Genomic DNA, 21,449 nt, shown 5'->3' with positions numbered 1-21,449 from the left:
CGATCTCTGGCGGAGCATCCATGACCGGAAAGAAGATGGCTCGGGCAATTGCTGGGTGCTATAATCGCGCCGGCGTCGGATCAGCTTGCGAGCGCGTATGGGGCTGCACGGATTGCGCATGTCGACTGCGGGACGGCATATCTCTCTGATACGTGAAGCGACGTTGCCCCATGCCAATTAGCGATGCTTTTAGCTGGCACGGCAGCGACGGGGTGCAACTGCTCGGGACGTATGACCTTCCGCACGCCGTGGAGAGGCACGACTGAACGCCGGCAATGCCACGTGGCTGATGCTCAGGCAGGTCCATTCGCAAGGCATGTTCGGAACTTTCGGCCGAGCTCAGGCCGTGCGTATCAAGGTTCTGAATGATTGTTGTTGCGGGTCACGTGCTTGCCTGACGACCAGATCACGTAGAACGCCCCCAACTTCCATACTGGCACGCGTCGGTCCCGTTCGCTGTCGCGCAATTCGCGATAGGTCTTCACCTTGAGCGTGCCGCCCGGCATTCTGATACGCAAAGCCATTGTCCATCCGCCTTCAGCATGGCGCAGCCTAGGTGCTTTCTTTTCCTCATGGAGGAAGTCAATGCTCATTGCGCAGAGATCTTAGAACGCCAAGTTGCTTTCTTTTTGGCAAAAGTGGGCACCTTCCCGCACGCGAGCGAAGCCGCCACCGGCAGCTGACACGTAAAGGGTTTGGTCGAGAGTGGCAGCACGACATCGGATCCGCGCCATGGTCGAATCCCGCATATTGACGACCGCGCCGATCTGGATCCCGGCCTGGCTTCGATTGGCAATCCGCGACCTGACGAACATTGACGTCATCATATACGACCGCGGGGCTTCACATCCTTGCGCATTTAACGGAGCTCCGATTCCGCCTGGGCCGAAACGTTAACGCGCGTTCGTCAGTTACAGATGATTGTTCCCGCTTAGCCGGATCGCCGCGAATGACAAGGTATACAACAGCCACAAAGTATCCGACCTGCAACGCGAGAGCCGCAAGGGTGGCCAAAATTACCGAATAAAAGACCGACCAGGTCGCAATGAAGGCCAAAGCCAGAAGAAGCATCAGCGCGCATGCGGAGAATACCAAAAATCGTGGAAAATACATGTGCTTGCCCTCAGATCCCTACTCCACGGTCACCGATTTTGCCAGATTGCGCGGCTGGTCGACGTCGGTGCCCATGGCCGCAGCGGTAAAATAGGCGAGCATCTGGATCGGCAGCGCGTAGATGATGGGCGCAATGATCTCCGGCACCTCGGGCAGGATGATCGTCTCCATGGTCTTGATGCCTGCCTGCGTAGCGCCTTTGGCGTCGGTGATGAGGATGATCTTGCCGCCGCGCGCCGCCACTTCCTGCATGTTCGACACCGTCTTCTCGAAGATGCGGTCATAGGGCGCGATCACGATCACCGGCATGTCCTCATGGATCAACGCGATCGGCCCGTGTTTCAGCTCGCCGCCGGCATAGCCTTCGGCGTGGATGTAGGAGATCTCCTTGAGCTTCAGTGCGCCTTCCATGGCCAGCGGGAAATTGGTGTCGCGGCCGAGATAGAGCACGTCCTTGTGGCGCGACAGCTCGCGCGAGATGCCTTCGATCTGCTCTGCGAGCTCCAGTACCTGGGTGGCGAAGCGCGGCGCTTCCGAAAGCTCGCGCACCAGCTGCTTTTCCTGATCGGGCGAGATCGCGCCGCGAGCCACGCCCGCGCGCACCGCAAGCGCCGCCAAGACGGACAGCTGGCAAGTAAAAGCCTTGGTCGAGGCGACGCCTATTTCCGGCCCGGCGAGCGTCGGCAGCACGACGTCGGATTCGCGCGCCATGGTCGATTCCCGCACATTGACGACAGCGCCGATCTTCATGCCAGCCTGACGGCAGTAGCGCAGCGAGGCCAGCGTGTCGGCGGTCTCGCCCGATTGCGAGATGAAGAAGGCCGCGTCGTTTGCCGACAGCGGCATCTCGCGGTAGCGGAATTCGGAGGCCACATCGATATCGACCGGCAGCCGCGCATAGCGCTCGAACCAGTATTTCGAGATCAGCCCGGCCAGATAGGCCGTGCCGCAAGCCGAGAGCGCCAGTCGGCCGATCTTGGCGAAATCGAAGGGCAGCTCCAGCGGCTTCGACACGCCGGAGACGAAATCGACGTAGTGCGCCAGCGTGTGCGAGATCACCTCCGGCTGCTCATGGATTTCCTTTTCCATGAAGTGCCGGCGATTGCCCTTGTCGACCATGAAGCTGGTCGACAGCGACTGCTGGCGCTTGCGGTCGACCTTGTTGCCGTCGATGTCGTAGATGGCGACGCTGTTGCGGCGCACCACCGCCCAATCGCCGTCTTCCAGATAAGTGACCGCGTTGGTGAACGGCGCCAGCGCGATGGCGTCGGAGCCCAGGAACATCTCGCCCTCGCCATGGCCGACGGCCAGGGGCGGGCCATTGCGCGCGCCGACGATCAGGTCCTCGTCGCCCTTGAACATGATCGCCAGCGCAAAGGCGCCATGCAGCCGTTTGAGCGCGCGATGCGCGGCCTGGACCGGCTCCAGCCCCGTGGCGAGTTCCCTCGCCACCAGATGAGCGACCACCTCGGTGTCGGTCTGCGACGAGAAGCTGTAGCCGTCGCGGGTGAGCTCGTCGCGCAGCTCCGCAAAATTCTCGATGATGCCGTTGTGGACGATGGCGACGCCGTCGGAAAAATGCGGATGCGCGTTGGTTTCGTTCGGCACGCCATGGGTGGCCCAGCGCGTGTGGCCGATGCCGATCGTGCCCTCGAGCGGCTCTTCCTGCAGTCGGCGTTCGAGATTGACGAGCTTGCCTTCGGCGCGGCGACGTCCGAGTTCGCCCTCCTCGATGGTGGCGACGCCGGCAGAGTCGTAGCCGCGATATTCCAGCCGCTTCAGGGCATCGACAATGAGCGGCGCGACCTGCGATTGCCCAACAATTCCAACGATACCGCACATGTCGACAGTTCTCCCCGCATCAATACAGAACGATGAACTACGTTACAACAACACCGAAAGCAATATACGGATAACGTCCATCATCAGCCAAGCATATTAGCAAAGCGATAAAACCGACTGTTCAGCACCGGCGTAAAACGCAACAGTAATAAGGACTGCCAGTAGCTGCCGACAAATGCCGTCCTACAACAGGAGTGAGACAAGTAAGTCGTCATGTTGACGACTGCGTGACACCGAGACACGCGTTCCCAATTACACCAAGACAGGACCGCGCGTGTTGCCGACCAGCCACGCTTCTATGCTGTTTATCAAGGTGCCTCGCCCCGACGGTCTGGCCTAACGAAAGAACAGCAAAACCAGACCGCGTCATTTGGCCACGGACTGCAGCAATACGCAAACAACTGCCGGCAATTAAATATGCAGGGACAAGGGTTTGTGGAAACGTCAAAAGCATCTGCACCGCATGAAATTGGCCGCGATTCCGGCTTCTGTCTGGCCCAATGAGCATGATATTTAATCGATTATACCAACTGCGACAGTCCAACTCCCCGCTTGCTTTTCTCAGGCGAGCATCATATGGGTCCGCAACCTGAACACAACGGAACTCCAGGCAGCACAACCTTACATACCCATGAAATCAAGAAGCAATGTGCAGACGCACGGCTCGAACCGTGAGTAACGTACGTGATGTGTCGAAGTCCAAGCGGGCCGCGAGGAGTTATATTAGTGACACGCGATTCACAACGTGGCGTCAATCAGTATCGTACACCGTGCTGACGCACAGAGCACCTTGGAAAAATATTTCCGCCAAAGTTATATCAACGCAAAGTGAGTCACTTGCTCGGCGAGTAAGGTAAACCGAAAGTCCTGCTATGACTAACACGGGAATCGAAGTCAGAAGAGACGGAGCGTCGCAGGACGCCATCGCCACCCCCGTTGGTGTGCGTTGGTATGCAGCCGGCGTATTTGCTGGCAGAGAAAATATAGCAGAACAACATCTTCAAAGGCAGGGATTTACGTCGTTCGTGCCGCGCGCGGCGAAAACCATCCGTCATGCTCGGCGGACTTACACACGGACAGCAGCGTATTTCCCAGGGTATATGTTTGTTGCTTTGGACGTTACACAGCAGCGCTGGCGCGCAGTGAACGGAACTATCGGTGTTCGCTCGTTGATCATGCGCGGGGATAGACCCTCACCAGTTCCTTCCGGTTTGGTTGAGCGGTTCATCGCGTTGACTGGCAAGGACGGTCTGCTTGATTTCAGTGGCGGTCTCAAGCTGGGATCCTCGGTTCGAATTCTATCAGGCCCTTTCGCCGAGCTGATGGGTCGCCTTGACCGACTTGATTCGACAGGACGGGCCAGAGTGTTAGTAGCGATCATGAACGGCGAAATTCCTATTCAACTCGAGTCCAACAGTCTTGTCGCAATTGCGTGATCTAAGCGCGTTATTGCATGATTGAGCGCCCACTTTGTTACGCATGAAAAATTCCGGCTGCACCCGGGAGTGCGGTAGCCGTGACCTGGCACAGTTGTTGTGGGACTTTGCGCGCCACTGGGGAGATTTCCGCGCCTAAGTAAACCATTTGTGCCGCTCATAGCACTGTCGGGCAAAATGCGGCACCGTTGGCGCCGTCGACCGCAACAATCTGTTCTATTCCGTCCAAACCACACGATGTCCAAAGACTTGTCGACCCAAAGGTCGGCCAGCAGCGCTCGTCACCGGCTCGGGTCCAACAACCTGGCGATCTCGAAGGTCTCGTTATTGCCGCGTGACAGCAGACGCGCCAAAATAGCCGGATAGCAAACATGAACATGAATGTTCGCGTTATCAATTTGCCAAATCAGAGGCATCTCCTTTTGCAAATGCGATTTCAGCTTGCAGGAGGTTTGGCATTTGCAGTTCTGATTCCGGCGCTTATCCGCAGTTCTGTTGATCCTGGGGTGATCTACTCGTCCAACATGCAGATCACGATTGTTGCGGTGGTCATCGCACACCTAACGGGATATTTGCTCTACCGGAGGATTGGGACCTTCCCGGGAGTAGCTGCAGCAGGATACATCTTGCCTACCTTCGCGTTAGCTTACGGCCTCGTGTTCCTGACCATTTTCTTTCTGCGCATCGACTACAGCCGGTTTCAGGTGGCCGCCAGCTTTGTTCAGTCGACGTTTTGGTACTTTGCGTTAAGCGTTGCGACCCGACGACTGGATCCATACCAGTTGGCTGTCATCCCTGGCGGCAATGTCGATCGCCTCGAAAACATACCGGGCGTGAGTTGGCATTGGATTCGTTCGTCTAACGAAATCGTAGAACATGCAAGCGGTGTGGTCGCGGACCTTCGGGCCGATCTTTCAAACGAATGGGAACGATATATCGCAGATCGTGCGCTTTCTGGTACCCCCGTCTATCATACAAAACAGATCAGCGAGTCCCTCACAGGCCGCGTCGAGATCGAGCATCTTTCCGAGAACACCCTCGGCTCGATCAATCCCAATCAAGCCTATTTGAAAGTCAAGCAAGCGCTCGATTGGATTGCGGCGCTGGCAGTATTGATTCTGCTGTCGCCAGCGCTCCTCTTGGTGGCCGCCCTCATTAGATTGGACTCACCAGGGCCTGCCCTGTTTAGACAGCAACGGATGGGTTATCGAGGAAAGGTGTATCAGGTCTACAAATTCAGAACGATGAGAACAAGTGCTCACGTTGCTGACGAAAAGGAACAGGCCATTACAAAGGCCGGTGACGCGCGCATCACAGGATTGGGTAGGTTTTTGAGGAAATCGAGGATCGACGAACTGCCTCAGATGATCAATATCCTGCGCGGAGAAATGAGCTGGATAGGACCTCGACCCGAGGCCCTCGTTCTCTCCCGCTGGTACGAAGCCGAATTGCCGTTCTATCGGTATCGGCACATCGTACGGCCGGGCATCACCGGGTGGGCGCAGGTTAACCAAGGGCATGTTGCGGCAGTTGGGGAGGTATTAGAGAAACTTCACTACGATTTTTACTATATCAAGAACTTTTCGCCGTGGTTGGACCTGCTAATTGTGTTCCGTACAGTGAGAACTGTCCTCACTGGCTTTGGCGCTCGTTAAATGAGCGAGATTACAAGCTCACGCCGAGGCTGGGCATTGAGGATTGCGTCCGCATCCATTGCGCAGGGTAATGAGCGTTTTGTTGCCGGGGCGGTCCGCCTGCTGAATATCGGTCTGCGGTTCGGCACTCTGTTTACACGATTTCTGTTCGTATTTTTCCTGGCCAGGTACGTGGATCCGAAATCGGTCGGATATTACGGCCTTTTCACCGCCACGGTCATCTACGGCCTCTATTTGGTTGGCCTTGACTTCTATATCTTCGCTTCGCGCGAGATCCTGCAAGTCTCTGACGATCAGCGAGGGGCTATGCTGAAAGGCCAATTGGCTTTGTGCGGCCTTCTTTACGTGTTTGTCCTGCCTCCGGTTGTCTTGATCTTGAAGGGCGAGGGCTGGTCAGCCTCGCTGCTATGGTGGTTCGTTCCAATTCTGGCACTGGAGCATTTCAACCAGGAGGTCTCGCGTCTTCTCATCGTGTTGTCGGATCAGGTCGCCGCGAGCGTAACCCTGTTCGTGCGGCAGGGCAGTTGGGCAATCGCGGCCGTGGTCGTGATGATCGGATTTCCAGGAAGCCGGAATCTGGACGTGATCATGGCCCTTTGGGCGTGCTCGGGCTTAGCTGCGGCAGCATTGGGTGTTTGGAGAGTCAGGCAACTTCCGATAGGCGGCTGGTCAAGGCCAGTCGATTGGCGCTGGGTTCGAAAAGGGATCTCGGTCAGCGCGGCGTTCCTGGTTTCAACTCTCGCCTTGCGTGGCATCCAGACCGCCGATCGATATTGGATGGAGGATCTTGGCGGAATAGAAGCGGTGGGTGCTTATGTGTTGTTCCTTGGCGTCGCAGGAACGCTGATGGTCTTTCTAGATGCGGGGGTGTTTTCGTTCAGCTACCCAGCATTGATCAGCCATAGCCACAAGCGCGAGTACGAGCTTGCCCGCACGACGGTTCGGCAGATGTTTTTCCAGACGTTAGCTGTTTCTGTTGCCTTTGGATGTGTCAGTTGGGTGGCGTTGCCTTACCTGCTCGGTTGGGTGGGCAAGACAGTCTATCTGGACGCGCTTGATTTGTATCCATGGGTTGCAGTTGCAGCGATCGTCAACGCTGTGGGTATGGTGCCTCACTATGCTCTCTATGCCCGCGGGTGCGACAGGCCCATCATCTACAGTCACATCGCCGCATTGCCGGTATTTATCGGATCCACTTGGTGGCTCGGCAAAACCCACGCCGAACTGGCCGTTCCCATTGGAATGACGATCTCGTTCACGCTGATCCTCATCTGGAAAGCGATCGCCTACGGCCAGCTCGACAGAAACAGATCGCGCTAAAATCAACGGTTTAGCAATGCTCAAATACGGTCGTCACCTATGATCCGCTATGGCCAACAAGATATCACGCAGGCTGACATCGATGCCGTTGTGGATGTTCTTAAATCAGTCAATCTAACCCAAGGTCCCAATATTCCGAAATTTGAGCAAAGTGTGCTTGCGCACACGGGAGCCCGTCATGCGGTGGCCGTCAACAGCGCCACCTCAGCACTTCACATCGCTTGTCTGGCGCTGGGGCTCGGGCCGGGTGACCTTCTCTGGACAACGCCGAACACCTTCGTGGCCTCGGCGAATTGCGCGCTTTATTGCGGGGCTCAAGTGAGCTTCGTGGACGTCGACCCGCGCACTTATAACCTCTGCCCCTGGGCTCTCGAGGAAAAGCTTATCGAAGCCGAAAAGGTTGGCCGTCTGCCCAAGATTGTGGTGCCGGTACATCACACAGGCCAGCCATGCGACCTGGAAGCCATTCACGACCTAGGTAAAAGATACGGCTTCAAGATCATCGAAGATGCCTCGCACGCTATCGGCGCTCGCTACAAGGGGGAGCCGGTTGGAAACGGGCGATACAGCGACATCGCGGTGTTCAGTTTTCATCCGGTCAAAATCGTCACAACCGCTGAAGGCGGGATGGCGTTAACCAACGACGATGAACTCGCAACACGTTTGGGCCTGTTGCGAAGCCACGGCATCACGCGAGAGGCTTCGCTCATGACGCAGCCAATGGACGGCCCCTGGTATTATCAACAGGTGGCTCTTGGCTACAACTACCGCATGACGGACATGCAAGCTGCGTTAGGCGTGAGTCAAGTTGCCCGCCTGACCCAGTACGTGAAGAGGCGCCATGCGATCGCCGACCGCTATAGCACGCTCCTGGCCAATCTGCCGCTGACGCTGCCATGGCAACACCCAGACAGCTATTCCGCATATCATTTGTATGTGATCCGGCTGCAGCTGGAGAAGATAGGCGCGTCGCATCTGGAGGTTTTCGAGGCACTGCGCGCCAAGGACATCATGGTCAATCTGCATTACATCCCGGTGCACACCCAACCCTATTACCAGATGATGGGCTTCCGGAACGGCGACTACCCAGAGGCTGAGCGCTACTATCGAGAGGCCATCAGTATCCCCATGCACCCGGCGTTGACCGACGCGGACCAGGACTTCGTGGTTAAGGTGCTACGCGAGGCCATGGGGCTGTGAGGCTCGCTGTAATCCCGGCGCGAGGGGGATCGAAACGCATCCCGCGCAAGAATATCCGCACCTTTGGTGGGCTGCCGATAATCGCATGGTCGATCCGCGCGGCCATACAAAGCGGCTGTTTCGACCGTATCATCGTCAGCACGGACGATGCTGAGATCGCCGAACTGGCAAAAGAATACGGCGCCGAAGCGCCTTTCCTGCGTCCGGGCGAACTTTCTGACGACCACACAGGAACCGTTCCCGTCGTGGCGCATGCCATCCGATGGTTCGCGACGGAGGGGGCTGCTGCCAAAGAGGTCTGTTGCCTCTACGCCACCGCGCCATTTGTACGGGCGAGCGATCTGCGACAAGGTTTGGACATGCTTCGGTCGACGGAAGCCGACTTCGCCTTCTCGGTGACGAGTTACGCCTTTCCGATCCAAAGGGCGTTGCGCATCACCGCAGGCCAACGCGTGGCAATGTTCCAACCGGAGCATCTTGGGACCCGCTCGCAAGACCTCGAGGAGGCCTGGCACGATGCGGGTCAATTCTACTGGGGCCGCTCCGAGGCTTGGCTCAAAAACAAGCCCGTGTTCGGGCAAGGTAGCGTCCCAGTGTTGTTGCCACGTCATCGTGTGCAAGACATCGACACACCCGAGGACTGGGAGCGGGCGGAATGCATGTTTCGGATCCTGAGCCCGGAACCAGGATCGGAATGACCCAAGATGCTCTGCGGTAATTAAAACCCGTGCAGATCGCCTTTCGAACCGATGCCTCGATCGAGATTGGCACCGGCCATGTCATGCGTTGTCTCACGCTGGCTGACGCGCTGCGGGAGCGCGGGGCAGAATGCCTATTCATCTGCCGCCTACACACTGGCCATCTTATGGATTTGATAGCAGAGCGTGGCCACAGGACCGTTGCGCTGCCAAGGCCTCCAGAGGACATAACGCTGACGCATGAGGCGCCACCCCATGCCTACTGGCTGGGGACGGACTGGGCAACAGATGCCCAAGAGACGCACCAAGCCATTGGGTCTGCGGACTGTCTGGTCGTGGATCATTACGGGCTGGACCGCCGCTGGGAGGAAGCGCTGCGTTCTGCCTGTCAATACCTGATGGTGATCGATGACTTGGCTGATCGCCCCCACGATTGCGATCTGTTGCTCGACCAGAGCCTTGGCCGCACGAAAGAGGACTACGACAGCCTCCTGGGCGCCGATGCCGTCACATTGCTCGGACCGGAATATGCGCTACTGCGGCCTGAGTTTGCCGAGCTGCGCGCAGCGAGTCTTGCTCGTAGGGTTCAACCTAAACTCGAACACCTGCTCCTAACTATGGGTGGCGTGGACAAGCAAAATGTCACTGGCCTTGTGCTGGATGCGCTCGACGAGGGTACCTTACCTTCGACTTTGCGCATCACAGTCGTCATGGGACCGCAAGCGCCGTGGAAGGACGCGGTGCGGATCCGTGCGGAAGCAATGCGGTACTCGACTCAGGTTCTGGTTGGCGTGAGCGACATGGCGCGGTTGATGTCCGAAAGCGACCTTGCTGTCGGGGCGGCAGGAAGCACGTCCTGGGAACGCTGCTGCGTGGGCTTGCCCAGCTTCGTTTTTGCGCTCGCGGACAACCAACATTCCGTGGCCTCGGCCCTGCAGGTCTCGGGCGCCGCGGTCGCTGTCAGGAATCCCTCGCAACTCGTTTCGGTACTGGAGGAGCGCTTCGTGTCAGGGACGATCGGTGAGTTTCTCTTCGGCCTAAGCAAAGCAGCCGCTGCGATTACAGACGGAGAGGGCGTTAGCCGGGTCGCCGACCGGATGGTGGAAGAATATGTCTGACCCGATCGTTCGGGCGATGATGGCTGACGATCTGCCAATGGTGCTCGCATGGCGAAATCATTGGGACGTGCGTCGTTTCATGTTTACCCAGCACGAGATTGGCCTGGAGGAGCACCGGAATTGGTTTTCCCGGTCGACCAATGAGGCTACACGCCGGTTGCTCATAGTCGTGGATAGAGAAGCACCTATCGGCTTCGTCCAATTCGACAATGTCGCTGACGCCGGGGCGTCGAACTGGGGATTTTATGCTGACCCGAACGCAGCGAGAGGAACCGGGAAAATGCTCGGTTTCGCGGCGTTGAAATATGCCTTTGGCGAATTGAACCTGCATAAGGTTTGCGGCCAGGCAGTGGATTTCAACACGGCCTCTATCGCGCTGCACGAACGCTTAGGTTTTGTTCGGGAAGGCGTATTGCGGGAGCAACAACGGCTCCAGGGGGCCTATCGCTCCCTCGTCTGCTTCGGGTTGCTCAGAAGCAACTGGAATCAATCGATGAAACCTGTTGGAGAACCCAGTTGAGCTGTATCCAGATCGCCGGGCGCCGGATCGGGCCGGGTGAGCCCCCTTATGTCATTGCCGAATTGTCCGCCAATCATAACGGCAGCGTCGAAACGGCCCTGCACCTTGTGGAGGAGGCCAAGAAGGCCGGGGCAGATGCCGTCAAGCTGCAGACCTATAAGCCCGATACGATCACGCTTGATTGCACGGGGGAGGAGTTCCGCATCGACGGCGGCTTGTGGGACGGGCGCACACTCTATGATCTCTATGAAGAAGCGCATATGCCGTGGGACTGGCACAAGCTCCTCTTCGACCGTGGCCGCGAGCTCGGCGTTACGATCTTCAGCTCGCCTTTCGACAACACGGCGATTGATCTCCTGGAAGACTTGAATGCGCCGGCTTACAAGATCGCCTCCTTCGAAGCCGTTGATTGGGCGTTAATCAAATACGCGGCCAGCACCGGCAAGCCGATGATCATCTCGACCGGGATGGCGGATGCAGAGGAAATCCACGAAGCGATAGAGGCAGCGCGTGAGGGCGGCTGCAGCGAATTAGCAATTCTGCACTGCGTCAGCGGCTACCCTGCACCGGCCGATGATTATAATCTGCAGACCATACCCGACATGATTGAGCGCTACGGACTGGTCACAGGCCTTTCTGATCATACGCTGGACAACACCACCGCCATTGCCAGTGTGGCTTTGGGGGCTTCGATCATTGAAAAGCACTTCACCCTTAACCGCGGCGGCGGCGGTCCGGACGACAGCTTCTCACTCGAGCCTGCCGAACTGGCGGCATTGTGTGCCGGAACGAAAACGGCTTGGAAGGCGCTCGGCAAGGTCGATTATGGACGCAAATCGAGCGAGCAGGGGAACGTGAAGTTCCGCCGGTCGCTCTACTTTGTACGGGACCTGAAGGCAGGTGATGTCATCACTCGAGACAGCATACGCAGTGTGAGACCGGGCTTTGGCCTTGCGCCTAAAAATCTCGAAGCTGTATTGGGCCGGCAGGTGACTCAGGACATTCATTCCCCGACAGCAGTGCGCGCTGAGCTGATTGGTAGCTGGCAGGCAAAATGAACATTCTGCTTCTCTCGAACAGCGCGCCGAACTACTTTCATTTTTTTAATGCGCTCGCGGCGCGTTTCCGCAACGACGGAGCCACCGTGGCGGTCGCGGTAGACAGCGCATTTTCTCGCAAGGAGAACGGCCTGGATTCGGCGGGTTTCGCCGCAGTATATGACTTCTCATCCTTTTTTGCGAACCATAAGGTGGATTTCGACATCCTAGAACGCTATTCCGGCTATAATTTGAACTCTGCCCTCCTGTCAGACTTCGAGCGCGCGCAGACCTATGGCATCTGGGGCAGTAGTGCAGACCTCGACTTTTTTGATCGGCTAAAAAGTGCGTTGCTTACGTTTTTCGAGAGGATATTTGAAAACCATGGGACGGAACTCGTTCTATATGAAAATGTTTCCAACACATTTGCACATTTCGCGCTGTTCGTAGCCCAGGAACGGCGAGCCGTTTATATTGGTCTAGGGGCATCTCGGCTGCCAGGCCGGTTTTCAGTTTCTGGGGATCCCTTGGCAGATGACTCTGTTGAGAGAAATTTTGCTGCGATCCGAGGTGGCTACAAGACGGTGGAACCGGATGTTCACCGCTGGGTGAGGGACTACATCGCCAACATCGAGACGATCGTTCCCGATTACATGAAAATCAATGGCCTGGAACGTATCGCCTTGATCAAGCGGTACTTTAGGCGCGACCGTCTTGCCAGGATCAAGGCGCTGCTACGCCACGTGTCCGACAGTCGGACCAATTCGTTCCAGATCGGTAATCCCCTGCGCACACATACAAGCCTCTTTCTGCGCAATGTCCGTCGACGTCTCAAAGCGGGCACCGTTCGCGGCATGTATCAAAAGGCCGTAGCGGGAGAACGATTTCTTCTGTACCCGATGCACTTCCATCCCGAAGCCTCTACCTCGATCCTCGCGGGACCCTACCTCGACGAGTATGAGGTGATCCGTAACATTGCCTTCAGTCTGCCTGAGGGCACCCGCTTGTATATCAAGGATCATATTAGTGCATGGGCATATCCCACGCTCGACTTCTACAGGCGTATTCGATCTCTACCGAATGTAAGGTTGTTAGGGCCGCAAGAGCCGACAAAGGAGCTGATCAAATCGTCTGTCGGGGTCATCACCCTCACCAGCACTGTTGGCTACGAGGCGCTTCTGCTCAAAAAGCGCGTTTTTCTATATGGCCGTGTGTTTTATGAATTCCACAAGGGCGTCGTCCCGATAGTAAACCCTGCCAACCTCCGCCGTATAATCTCGGGCGGCCTGGCCTCACCGATAGGTTGGGACGATCAGTACAATCATGATTTCGTCTGTGCCTATTGGCTGTCGACGTTGCCGGGAACACTCAATCTTATGCTGGACCGTGTGCCAGCCGCTCGGGCTGCTGAGCATATCTACCGAGAATTGCTAAAGGCCGAGCTATTGCGCGGTCTGCCAGCGATAAAGAGCGCAGCTTAAAGCGCAACTTTCAAAGTCGACAGCTTACATCTGAAGGCGGCGGTTTGCCGACAACGGCTCTTTTGCGGACATGAGCAAGATCAGAGTCCTTTGTGTTGCCGATTTTTATTTGCCAGGCTTCAAGGCGGGCGGACCAATTCGTACGCTTGCCAACATGTGTGACGCCCTGCGCAGCAACATTGAGTTTTCGATTTTCACAAGAGATCGTGATTTGGGCTCCGATGAGCCGTATCCGGGAGTCCGTGTCAACAGGTGGGTGCGCTCGCCGAGCGGTTTGATATATTATGCTGACCCGAGCAAATTCAATGCCGGACACGTGGCCAAAGCTGCGAAGCTTCACAGCTTCGACGTTTTGTACCTGAACAGCTTTTTTGGCTATCGATCATCAATTTCGATTTATCTCAAGCAGCGATTGGTCTGGAGAAATGGCGCGAGTGTCTGCATCGCGCCACGTGGCGAATTCTCTGCAGGCGCGCTCTCGATAAAGAGTTTCAAAAAAAGAATTTATCTGAGCTGCGCCAAGCTAGTTGGGCTTTATCGCGATGTGCACTGGCACGCCTCGACCCTACTGGAAGCTGAAGATATTCAGCGGCAGTTTCCCGATGCAAGAGGCAAAATCCATCTCGCCGCTGATCCGGTGTCCGCGGCAGGTGAAAGCTTTATGCGCCTGAAACGTCAGCGAAAAAGGGCGGGCGAATTAAGCATTGCCTTCATATCGCGCATCTCACCTATGAAGAATCTCACAGGCCTCCTCGAGATTCTCTCCCGAGTCGATCGCAAGATCAAGCTGAGCATTTTTGGCCCTGTAGAGGACGCTGCATACTGGCGGAATTGCCAGACCATCATCAAACGCCTCCCAACCCACATCACCGTCGAATACCGTGGAGCGCTCGAGCCTCATGAGGTTTCCGCGACGTTTGCTGCATATGATTTGTTCGCATTCCCCACTTTGGGGGAAAATTTCGGGCATGTTATCTTTGAAGCTCTGCGTGCCGGTACACCCGTGCTGGTTAGCGATCGGACGCCCTGGCGTGCCGTTTCAACGGGCGCAATCACAGTAATCCCCCTCGTTTCCGTTGACGTATGGCGACAGCAACTGGCGCGCGCAGCGGACAGGGATGCCGAAGAACAGCGATCACTCGAAATGGCCGCGCTTGAATTCGCCAACCGCTACGCCGCAACCGACGAGGCGCGATCGGACACCCTGAAAATGTTCCGTTCCGTTGCAGCCAACTGAAATAGAAAAGGACTTTCGATGTTCACCGGCAAGACCCTTCTCATAACCGGCGGTACAGGCTCCTTCGGAAATGCTGTTTTGCGGCGGTTTCTGGATTCTGACCTGGCTGAAATCCGCATCTTCAGCCGGGATGAGAAGAAGCAGGACGACATGCGGAAAAAATACAACAACCAAAAACTTAAGTTCTACATTGGTGATGTTCGCGACTACCAGTCGGTCCTCAACGCCGTGCGGGGCTCCAATTTCATTTATCACGCTGCCGCACTCAAGCAGGTGCCTTCCTGCGAATTCTACCCGCTTGAAGCCGTCAAAACCAATGTCCTGGGAACTGAGAACACCTTGGAAGCGGCCATAAACTCCGGTGTGGAGCGTGTGATCTGCCTGAGCACAGACAAGGCCGTATATCCGATCAATGCAATGGGCATCAGCAAGGCGATGATGGAGAAGGTCATCGTCGCCAAGTCGCGATTGAGCAACAATACCGCCATATGCGCTACCCGATACGGCAATGTGATGGCCTCGCGCGGCTCGGTGATCCCGTTGTTCACCAACCAAATTCGCGCGGGCCAGCCGATCACCATCACCGATGCTGCCATGACGCGTTTCATGATGACACTGGACGACGCGGTCGACCTGGTGCTCTACGCTTTCCAGCATGGCAATCCCGGTGAGATCTTCGTGCAGAAGGCGCCGGCGGCCACGATTGAGACCCTAGCTAGAGCGCTTACGGAGCTCCTGGGCGCTCCCGACCATCCAATTAGAATAATAGGTACGAGACACGGCGAGAAACTATTCGAAGTCCTGCTCAGCCGAGAGGAAAAAGTGGCGGCCCAGGACCTCGGTAACTACTACCGCGTTCCGCCAGATTTGCGCGATCTGAACTATGGGAAATTCTTCGAGCAAGGCGAGATCGAGATTTCGGAATCGACTGACTACAATTCACATAACACCGCGAGGTTGGGTGTCAAAGAGATGCAGACGTTGTTGATGAAGCTTCGGTTTGTGCAAGCTATTGTCCGCGGGGAGCATGTTGAGCCAGAAGAGTGAGCCGAAGGCGACCATATAAGACTCCGCGGTCCATTTAGCGCTATTGCTCAGCGCTCACCAGAAAGACGATGCGCAACGTGAAGACAAACAGAATCCTCGTCCTGGGCGCTGGCGGCATGTTGGGAAATGCGGTCTTCCGCATTTTCGCCGCCGACAATCGATTTGTAACGATTGGTACGCTCCGATCATCGGCCAAAGCACGCTATTTCCTGCCCGATGGGCATTGGATCCTAATACCCAATCTCGACGTTCGGAACGACGGAGATCTGGTGGCCCTGTTTGCCGACACCAAACCGGATGTCGTAGTAAACTGTGTGGGCGTCATTAAACAGCTTGACGCCTCCCGAAACCATCTCACGGCACTGTCAATCAACGCTTCTCTCCCTCACCGCCTAGCGCAACTTTGCCGCATGACCGGAGCACGCTTAGTGCATGTGAGCACGGACTGTGTGTTTTCGGGCGCGAAGGGCAATTACCTGGAAACCGATTTTGCCGATGCAAACGATCTGTACGGAAGGACGAAGTTTCTAGGGGAGGTGGATTACCCGAATGCAGTGACACTCCGCACGTCAATCATCGGTCACGAATTGGAGAGTTCGAAAAGTCTGGTTGACTGGTTTTTGAGCCAGACTGACCAGGTGAAAGGCTACAAGAACGCTATTTTTTCAGGTTTGCCAGCGGTCGAATTGGCGCGGGTGATTAAAGAGCTTGTCGTGCCAAATGCCGAGTTGATGGGTCTGTTTCATGTCTCAGCTGATCCCATTTCCAAATTCGATCTTCTCTCCTTGATCTCGAGGATCTACGGAAAAAAGATAGATATCATCCCCGACACGACGGTCACTGTCGATCGATCCTTGAATTCGGACTTATTCAGGGGAGCAACGGGATTTATACCGGATGCGTGGTCGATACTTATCTTGAAAATGTATGATAGCTATCTGGAATATAACAAGCTTAGTGCTCTGAAGGGGGCGCTAGCTCGTAGTTAGCAGATGCCGCTTTTCGTCTGGAAATAACTGAGTGCCTTGCAGCCCGATTAGCGCGCGGTTCCGCCTTGCGGGGCAAGAATGTGGAGCGGATGGTGAATAGTCTGAGGGTTATGACGATCGTCGGTACGCGCCCGGAGATCATCCGATTGTCGCGGGTAATCGACCGATTGGATCGATCGTGTGACCAATGCCTCGTGCATACGGGCCAGAACTATGACTATGAATTGAACCAAATCTTTTTCGAGCAGCTTAAGATTCGTCCGCCGGATGTGTTTCTTGAAGCGTCAGAAAGCACGGCCGCCAAAACGATTGGACGTGTGATCGCGGCAACGGATCAGGTGCTTCGCGAACGACGCCCTGAGGCGGTTTTGCTACTTGGGGATACCAACAGCTGCCTCGCGGCAATAGCCGCGAAACGGTTGAAGATACCTATTTTCCACATGGAGGCCGGCAATCGTTGTTTCGATACGCGGGTTCCGGAGGAGATCAACCGCCGCATAGTTGATCATGTCGCCGACATTCATCTGCCTTACAGCCAGATTGCGCGAAGCTATCTGCTGCGAGAAGGGATTGCGCCCGAACAGATCATCGTAACGGGCAGCCCGATGCGTGAGGTGCTCACCTACTATATGAATGAAATCAACAAGTCGGATGTTTTGGGTCGACTTTCTCTCGAGCAAGGGAAGTACTTCGTGATGAGTGCTCATCGCGAAGAAAACGTCGACGATCCGGACATAATGACCCGAATAGCTGGGATAGCCAATCGTTTAGCGCAGGATCATGACATTCCGGTAATTGTTTCGACCCACCCCCGCACCCGGTCGCGGCTGGAATCCCTGAACATCGAAATGAACCCCAGGATCCAGTTCATGAAGCCTTTCGGCTTCTTGGACTATGTGCACCTGCAGATGAATGCGAAAGCGGTTCTGTCCGACAGCGGTACAATCACGGAGGAGTCCTCCATCTTGAACTTTCCGGCGCTTACCTTGCGCGAAACCCATGAGCGTCCCGAAGGAATGGAGGAGGGGGCGGTAATGATGGTGGGCTTGGACGTGGACCGGGTCTGCCAGGGCCTTGCGATCCTGGAAAGCCAGCCCCGAGGGGCAGAGCGCGGGCTTCGTTTGGTTGCCGACTACGACGTACCCAATGTCAGCGAAAAGGTAGTTCGCATAATCCATAGCTATACCGATTATGTGAACCGCGTTGTATGGAAGAAGCACTGAGCCGGGGCAGATGCGGATCGCTTTGATAGCGGACACTTTTCCGCCGCTGCGCACATCGGGGGCAGTGCAACTGAGAGACCTCTCGCGGGAATTCGCGCGACAAGGGCATCAGTTGACGGTGATGCTGCCAGCGGCCGAATTGGACCGCCCCTGGGCGATCGAAGACTCTGACGGAGTGACGGTGCTGCGCCTGCGAGCGCCGCCTACCAAGGAAATTGGTTATGTGAGGCGGACCTGGAACGAGTTCGTTATGCCTTTTGCCATGTTGCGCAATCTGCGCAAAAGCCCGCTGGCAGGGCAGCGATGGGACGGGATCGTTTGGTATGCTCCCTCAATCTTCCATGGCCCCATGGTCAACGCGCTAAAGCGCGAAAGCGGCTGCAAAGGGTATCTTATCATTCGTGATATCTTTCCCGAATGGGCCGTTGATATGGGTCTGATGGGCCGCGGTTTGCCGTACCGTTTCTTTGATGCCATCGCGCGTTACCAATATTCGATTGCTGATGTGATCGGCGTCCAGACGCCGGGCAACCTGGCTTACTTCAATCGGTGGCGGCGGAGGTCGGGGCGTGTCCTTGAGGTGTTGCAGAACTGGCTGGACAAGCCTTCAAACGTGCGTTGTTCGATCCGTGTCAGCGAGACGCCCTTGGCCGGGCGCAAGCTGTTCGTGTACGCAGGCAACATGGGGGTGGCTCAAAGCGTCGGCATTGTATTGGACTTGGCGCAGAGAATGGCCTCCCGGACCGACGTGGGTTTCCTGCTGGTCGGTCGAGGCAGCGAGGCCCGAAGACTTAGAGAAAAAGCGCAAGCTCTCGGCCTCACCAACGTGGTCTTTTTCGACGAGATTGATCCCGACGAAATCCCGGACCTTTACGCACAGTGCCGGATAGGAATCGTCTCTTTGGATCTCCGCCATAGGTCTCACAACATACCAGGCAAGTTCCTGACTTATATGCAAAGTGGCCTCCCTGCACTCGTGCGTTTGAACCCAGGCAACGACTTGGCCGAGTTGATCCGAAGCGAGCGGGTTGGCGAAGAGTGCCAGAGCGATCAGCTGGATGAACTGGTCGCGAAAGCTGAAAGGTTGCTGGTGCAGGTAGAAGCGGATGCCGAGTTGCCCGGACGATGCAGGCGATTGTTCGATCAACGGTTTTCCACCGAGCAGGCGGCTGCGCAGATCGCTGACGCACTTTCCGTGCCTTGATCATAGCGCTGAGGGCTTCGCCCGGATGAGGCTCGCCCCGGTCCCAGATCGAATTGGCAACGGCGCGATGCAGCGGCGCGCCATTTATTGTTCTTGTCATTAAATGAAACGGATTGCGGACATGGTTGCCGGAGAACCAAACGACGTGCAATTGAAACACGTCAACGGTCGGTGGGTGGTCAGGGTCGTTGAGAACGGCAGAGTAAGCCGGTGTTCGTTCAACGCTCAGGACGCTGCCGAGGGCTACGCCGAATCCCAGCGGATAAGGTTGGGCCTGCCCGGAAAGCCGCCGGTCTGGGCGGAAAATCCGGCTCACGAGCATCCCAAGAGCCTGCGCGAAATGGGGGATTTTACCATCGCCGATGTTCTCGACCTCGCCGAGTACTCCGATCGGGGTATTGTCACCACTCTGGTTGATCCATACGGCGTTCGCCTCCGTCTCCATCTCACAGTTGTGACCTCAGAGTTGCTTTGCGAGCGAATTGCCACCGCTCTGGAGCGTCGGTACGGCGCCTAGCCACTTCCAGTCGCTGTTTTCGTGCTTTCACAGATCGACAGCGCACGCGACCCTGCCGGCGTGATCACCTCGATGAGGTGTCGCCACAGGGGTAGGTCTTGACCTGAACGCCATAGTTCGCCGCAGTGGCCGTCAGCAATCTGAATCGAGGACTCCGCCCGGCACGATGAATAAACTGGTCGCTATTCCCGTTATCGGGCTTGTGTTTGCCGTCGGCTTCATGGCTGTCATACTCTCGCAGAGAGGTAACCCACGCCCACCGCCCCACGCCACGCTTTCGCCATTCACCGGGCCGCTCACCATTCCCTCGATAGACGATCTGCGGGTGGGGGGCCGCAAAATTGTCCTGTGCGGCGCGGCGTCGACAAAACCGCAGGCTTTGCGTGAATTGGTAACAGAAGTGGCGCGGCGTGATTTTCAGGGAATGGTTTTGAACTGCAAACCGGTCGGCTCAGGCACTCCCTGTGATGGGAAGACCGGAGCCAGGTTGGGCGATGCAATGGTTGTGCAGTGTCTTACGCCAGACGGGGGGGACTTGGCGGCTGTTCTCACTCAAAGGGGCTTGCTATGTGGCCAGCCTAGTCAGATTGAGGCGACTTATCGAGCTTGTTGATTGTTGATCTCCTTTTGGAGGTGCGCCAGGGAACTTACCATCCATCTATGGCTCTATGCCGCCAGTGGCGACCTTGCCATCCTTAATCACGACCAGCTTGCTTAGATCGCCAGATATTCCCCCTTCGGTCTCGCCAATTATGCAAGCTGAAATCCCAAGACCAAGATCAATCTGATTTCCGCGTCCGCTTGTGATGCGAGATCCTATGACGTGCAAATGGCCGAATGGACCAAAGTTCGTCGCCATCTCAACCACCGTAGATATTCTCCTACGCTGCCAATGATATTTAAGGACGATGATCGGTTGCCTCCAGCAAAAACTATATTCGCCCTTCCGTGATTTTCTTCTACATGACATCCGACCAGGGTTACCTTGCCTGCATTGGAGAACTCCATGGTAACGACGCCATCATCGCCATTTCCATCGAAGTTGTTGCCTTCGATCTCGCACTGGTTGAAAGTCATTACGCTATTCGGGAAGTTTTCCGCGAACCCTGCTTTAGTGTTTTCAAAGATAAAACATGAGGTGAAATGGATGTCATTGGCACCGAACGTTTTGGTGCTGGTGAAGTGATAGCCGTAAGCATTGCCGTAGAGCTCCACTTCAAGGAAGCGCAGAATCAAGGCGCCGACACCGGATATGCCTTTCTCGTAACCCCTGACCTTGCAATTGCGAACTCGTACAGTTGCTCCATTGATAATGGAAATACCGCTGGAGCCAGCAATATCACGGCCCGGCCCCGAGAAGGATAAACCGTCCATTTCGCTCCGTTGCTTGACCTGTGGTGCGGGTGTCGGACTTGAAGGATCGAATTCGAACGCCGGGCCTGCATGGGTCGAGACGATCTCTGCATTTTCCCCAAATATCTTGATGCTGCGGAACTGAAAGTTCCCATAAACCCGGATCGGCGCACTGATCTTATAGGTGCCTTCGGGGATTCTGACGACGCCTCCGCCAACCAGCTTCACCTCGTCAACCGTGCGCTGGATGGACGCGGTGTCATCTTTTACGCCATCGCCAGCTGCGTTGAATGAGAGAACATCGTGCCGACTCTTCGCTACGGCCGGAGCCGCTGCAAAAAGAGGAGCGGCACCTAGAAATTGCCGTCGATCCATGTGCCTCTCCCTCTCCGTCGGCACTAGGCAACTACCAAATCCCTCCACAATTGTCTCCAGCAGAAGACGGAACCCAAGATTTTG

Annotated in this window: 18 protein-coding genes; 15 read left to right on the top strand and 3 right to left on the bottom strand. The window is 56.2% G+C overall.

What is annotated here, in order from left to right; genetic code table 11:
• Positions 1 to 353 precede the first annotated feature (353 nt).
• Both EN745_RS00620 and glmS read right to left on the bottom strand, forming a co-directional pair.
• A complete protein-coding gene (locus EN745_RS00620; protein ID WP_127420298.1) occupies positions 354 to 593 on the bottom strand; it encodes a hypothetical protein in 240 nt (79 codons plus the stop codon).
• A 538-nt stretch (positions 594 to 1,131) separates the two neighbouring features.
• Positions 1,132 to 2,955: a glutamine--fructose-6-phosphate transaminase (isomerizing) gene (gene glmS / locus EN745_RS00615; protein ID WP_127420297.1), complete on the bottom strand. Its 1,824-nt coding sequence runs from the start codon at positions 2,953 to 2,955 to the stop codon at positions 1,132 to 1,134.
• Between the two features lie 872 nt (positions 2,956 to 3,827).
• On the opposite strand from glmS, the gene EN745_RS00610 reads away from it, so the two are divergent.
• The 15 genes from EN745_RS00610 to EN745_RS00540 all read left to right on the top strand — a co-directional run bounded on the left by EN745_RS00610 (position 3,828) and on the right by EN745_RS00540 (position 19,637).
• A complete protein-coding gene (locus EN745_RS00610; RefSeq protein ID WP_127420296.1) occupies positions 3,828 to 4,391 on the top strand; it encodes a transcription termination/antitermination NusG family protein in 564 nt (187 codons plus the stop codon).
• A gap of 371 nt (positions 4,392 to 4,762) precedes the next feature.
• Complete coding sequence (locus tag EN745_RS00605) at positions 4,763 to 6,046, top strand: sugar transferase (protein ID WP_245487574.1); 1,284 nt, start codon at positions 4,763 to 4,765, stop codon at positions 6,044 to 6,046.
• A complete protein-coding gene (locus tag EN745_RS00600; protein ID WP_126089440.1) occupies positions 6,047 to 7,366 on the top strand; it encodes a hypothetical protein in 1,320 nt (439 codons plus the stop codon).
• Between the two features lie 39 nt (positions 7,367 to 7,405).
• A complete protein-coding gene (pseC, locus tag EN745_RS00595; protein ID WP_127420295.1) occupies positions 7,406 to 8,566 on the top strand; it encodes a UDP-4-amino-4,6-dideoxy-N-acetyl-beta-L-altrosamine transaminase in 1,161 nt (386 codons plus the stop codon).
• Positions 8,563 to 9,264: a pseudaminic acid cytidylyltransferase gene (pseF, locus tag EN745_RS00590; protein ID WP_127420294.1), complete on the top strand. Its 702-nt coding sequence runs from the start codon at positions 8,563 to 8,565 to the stop codon at positions 9,262 to 9,264. Before pseC ends, pseF begins: the two co-directional genes overlap by 4 nt.
• A gap of 29 nt (positions 9,265 to 9,293) precedes the next feature.
• Positions 9,294 to 10,382, top strand: coding sequence for a UDP-2,4-diacetamido-2,4,6-trideoxy-beta-L-altropyranose hydrolase (gene pseG / locus EN745_RS00585; protein WP_127420293.1), 1,089 nt, complete (start codon positions 9,294 to 9,296; stop codon positions 10,380 to 10,382).
• A complete protein-coding gene (pseH, locus tag EN745_RS00580) occupies positions 10,375 to 10,902 on the top strand; it encodes a UDP-4-amino-4,6-dideoxy-N-acetyl-beta-L-altrosamine N-acetyltransferase (protein WP_210213718.1) in 528 nt (175 codons plus the stop codon). Before pseG ends, pseH begins: the two co-directional genes overlap by 8 nt.
• The gene (gene pseI, locus EN745_RS00575; RefSeq protein WP_126089436.1) at positions 10,899 to 11,960 is read left to right on the top strand and encodes a pseudaminic acid synthase; all 1,062 of its coding nucleotides are present in this window, start codon (positions 10,899 to 10,901) and stop codon (positions 11,958 to 11,960) included. The genes pseH and pseI overlap by 4 nt, the downstream gene beginning before the upstream one ends.
• Positions 11,957 to 13,420 (top strand): hypothetical protein, encoded by a 1,464-nt coding sequence (locus EN745_RS00570; RefSeq protein ID WP_127420292.1) that lies wholly within the window; start codon positions 11,957 to 11,959, stop codon positions 13,418 to 13,420. The genes pseI and EN745_RS00570 overlap by 4 nt, the downstream gene beginning before the upstream one ends.
• Before the next feature lie 70 nt (positions 13,421 to 13,490).
• Entirely contained in the window at positions 13,491 to 14,657 is a 1,167-nt protein-coding gene (locus tag EN745_RS00565; RefSeq protein ID WP_127420291.1) for a glycosyltransferase, read from the top strand.
• Positions 14,658 to 14,675: 18 nt separating this feature from the next.
• Positions 14,676 to 15,704: a polysaccharide biosynthesis protein gene (locus EN745_RS00560; protein WP_126089433.1), complete on the top strand. Its 1,029-nt coding sequence runs from the start codon at positions 14,676 to 14,678 to the stop codon at positions 15,702 to 15,704.
• A 68-nt stretch (positions 15,705 to 15,772) separates the two neighbouring features.
• Positions 15,773 to 16,693: an SDR family oxidoreductase gene (locus tag EN745_RS00555; protein ID WP_127420290.1), complete on the top strand. Its 921-nt coding sequence runs from the start codon at positions 15,773 to 15,775 to the stop codon at positions 16,691 to 16,693.
• A gap of 110 nt (positions 16,694 to 16,803) precedes the next feature.
• Positions 16,804 to 17,916, top strand: a complete 1,113-nt coding sequence (gene wecB, locus EN745_RS00550; RefSeq protein WP_281034756.1) for a UDP-N-acetylglucosamine 2-epimerase (non-hydrolyzing) — start codon at positions 16,804 to 16,806, stop codon at positions 17,914 to 17,916.
• A 10-nt stretch (positions 17,917 to 17,926) separates the two neighbouring features.
• Entirely contained in the window at positions 17,927 to 19,120 is a 1,194-nt protein-coding gene (locus tag EN745_RS00545) for a glycosyltransferase family 4 protein (RefSeq protein ID WP_127420289.1), read from the top strand.
• A 121-nt stretch (positions 19,121 to 19,241) separates the two neighbouring features.
• On the top strand, positions 19,242 to 19,637 hold the full coding sequence (locus EN745_RS00540) for a hypothetical protein (RefSeq protein ID WP_127420288.1): 396 nt from the start codon (positions 19,242 to 19,244) through the stop codon (positions 19,635 to 19,637).
• 816 nt (positions 19,638 to 20,453) lie between these two features.
• Here EN745_RS00540 and EN745_RS00535 read toward each other — a convergent pair.
• A complete protein-coding gene (locus EN745_RS00535) occupies positions 20,454 to 21,365 on the bottom strand; it encodes a glycosyl hydrolase family 28-related protein (protein WP_127420287.1) in 912 nt (303 codons plus the stop codon).
• Positions 21,366 to 21,449 lie beyond the last annotated feature (84 nt).

This window comes from Mesorhizobium sp. M4A.F.Ca.ET.022.05.2.1 (assembly GCF_003998845.1).
Lineage (GTDB): Bacteria > Pseudomonadota > Alphaproteobacteria > Rhizobiales > Rhizobiaceae > Mesorhizobium.
The sequence above is the reverse complement of the archived record's forward strand: the minus strand, read 5'-3'. Positions and strand labels throughout refer to the sequence as shown.

What these genes read in the sequence shown, in the direction of transcription:
- EN745_RS00605 (WP_245487574.1), top strand. Translation starts at nt 4,763, where the DNA reads ATGAACATGAATGTTCGCGTTATCAATTTGCCAAATCAGAGGCATCTC.
- wecB (WP_281034756.1), top strand. Translation starts at nt 16,804, where the DNA reads ATGACGATCGTCGGTACGCGCCCGGAGATCATCCGATTGTCGCGGGTA.
- EN745_RS00540 (WP_127420288.1), top strand. Translation starts at nt 19,242, where the DNA reads ATGGTTGCCGGAGAACCAAACGACGTGCAATTGAAACACGTCAACGGT.
- pseH (WP_210213718.1), top strand. Translation starts at nt 10,375, where the DNA reads ATGTCTGACCCGATCGTTCGGGCGATGATGGCTGACGATCTGCCAATG.
- EN745_RS00620 (WP_127420298.1), bottom strand. Translation starts at nt 593, where the DNA reads ATGAGCATTGACTTCCTCCATGAGGAAAAGAAAGCACCTAGGCTGCGC.
- EN745_RS00535 (WP_127420287.1), bottom strand. Translation starts at nt 21,365, where the DNA reads ATGGATCGACGGCAATTTCTAGGTGCCGCTCCTCTTTTTGCAGCGGCT.
- EN745_RS00555 (WP_127420290.1), top strand. Translation starts at nt 15,773, where the DNA reads ATGCGCAACGTGAAGACAAACAGAATCCTCGTCCTGGGCGCTGGCGGC.
- EN745_RS00600 (WP_126089440.1), top strand. Translation starts at nt 6,047, where the DNA reads ATGAGCGAGATTACAAGCTCACGCCGAGGCTGGGCATTGAGGATTGCG.
- EN745_RS00545 (WP_127420289.1), top strand. Translation starts at nt 17,927, where the DNA reads ATGCGGATCGCTTTGATAGCGGACACTTTTCCGCCGCTGCGCACATCG.
- EN745_RS00570 (WP_127420292.1), top strand. Translation starts at nt 11,957, where the DNA reads ATGAACATTCTGCTTCTCTCGAACAGCGCGCCGAACTACTTTCATTTT.
- EN745_RS00560 (WP_126089433.1), top strand. Translation starts at nt 14,676, where the DNA reads ATGTTCACCGGCAAGACCCTTCTCATAACCGGCGGTACAGGCTCCTTC.
- EN745_RS00565 (WP_127420291.1), top strand. Translation starts at nt 13,491, where the DNA reads ATGAGCAAGATCAGAGTCCTTTGTGTTGCCGATTTTTATTTGCCAGGC.
- pseC (WP_127420295.1), top strand. Translation starts at nt 7,406, where the DNA reads ATGATCCGCTATGGCCAACAAGATATCACGCAGGCTGACATCGATGCC.
- EN745_RS00610 (WP_127420296.1), top strand. Translation starts at nt 3,828, where the DNA reads ATGACTAACACGGGAATCGAAGTCAGAAGAGACGGAGCGTCGCAGGAC.
- glmS (WP_127420297.1), bottom strand. Translation starts at nt 2,955, where the DNA reads ATGTGCGGTATCGTTGGAATTGTTGGGCAATCGCAGGTCGCGCCGCTC.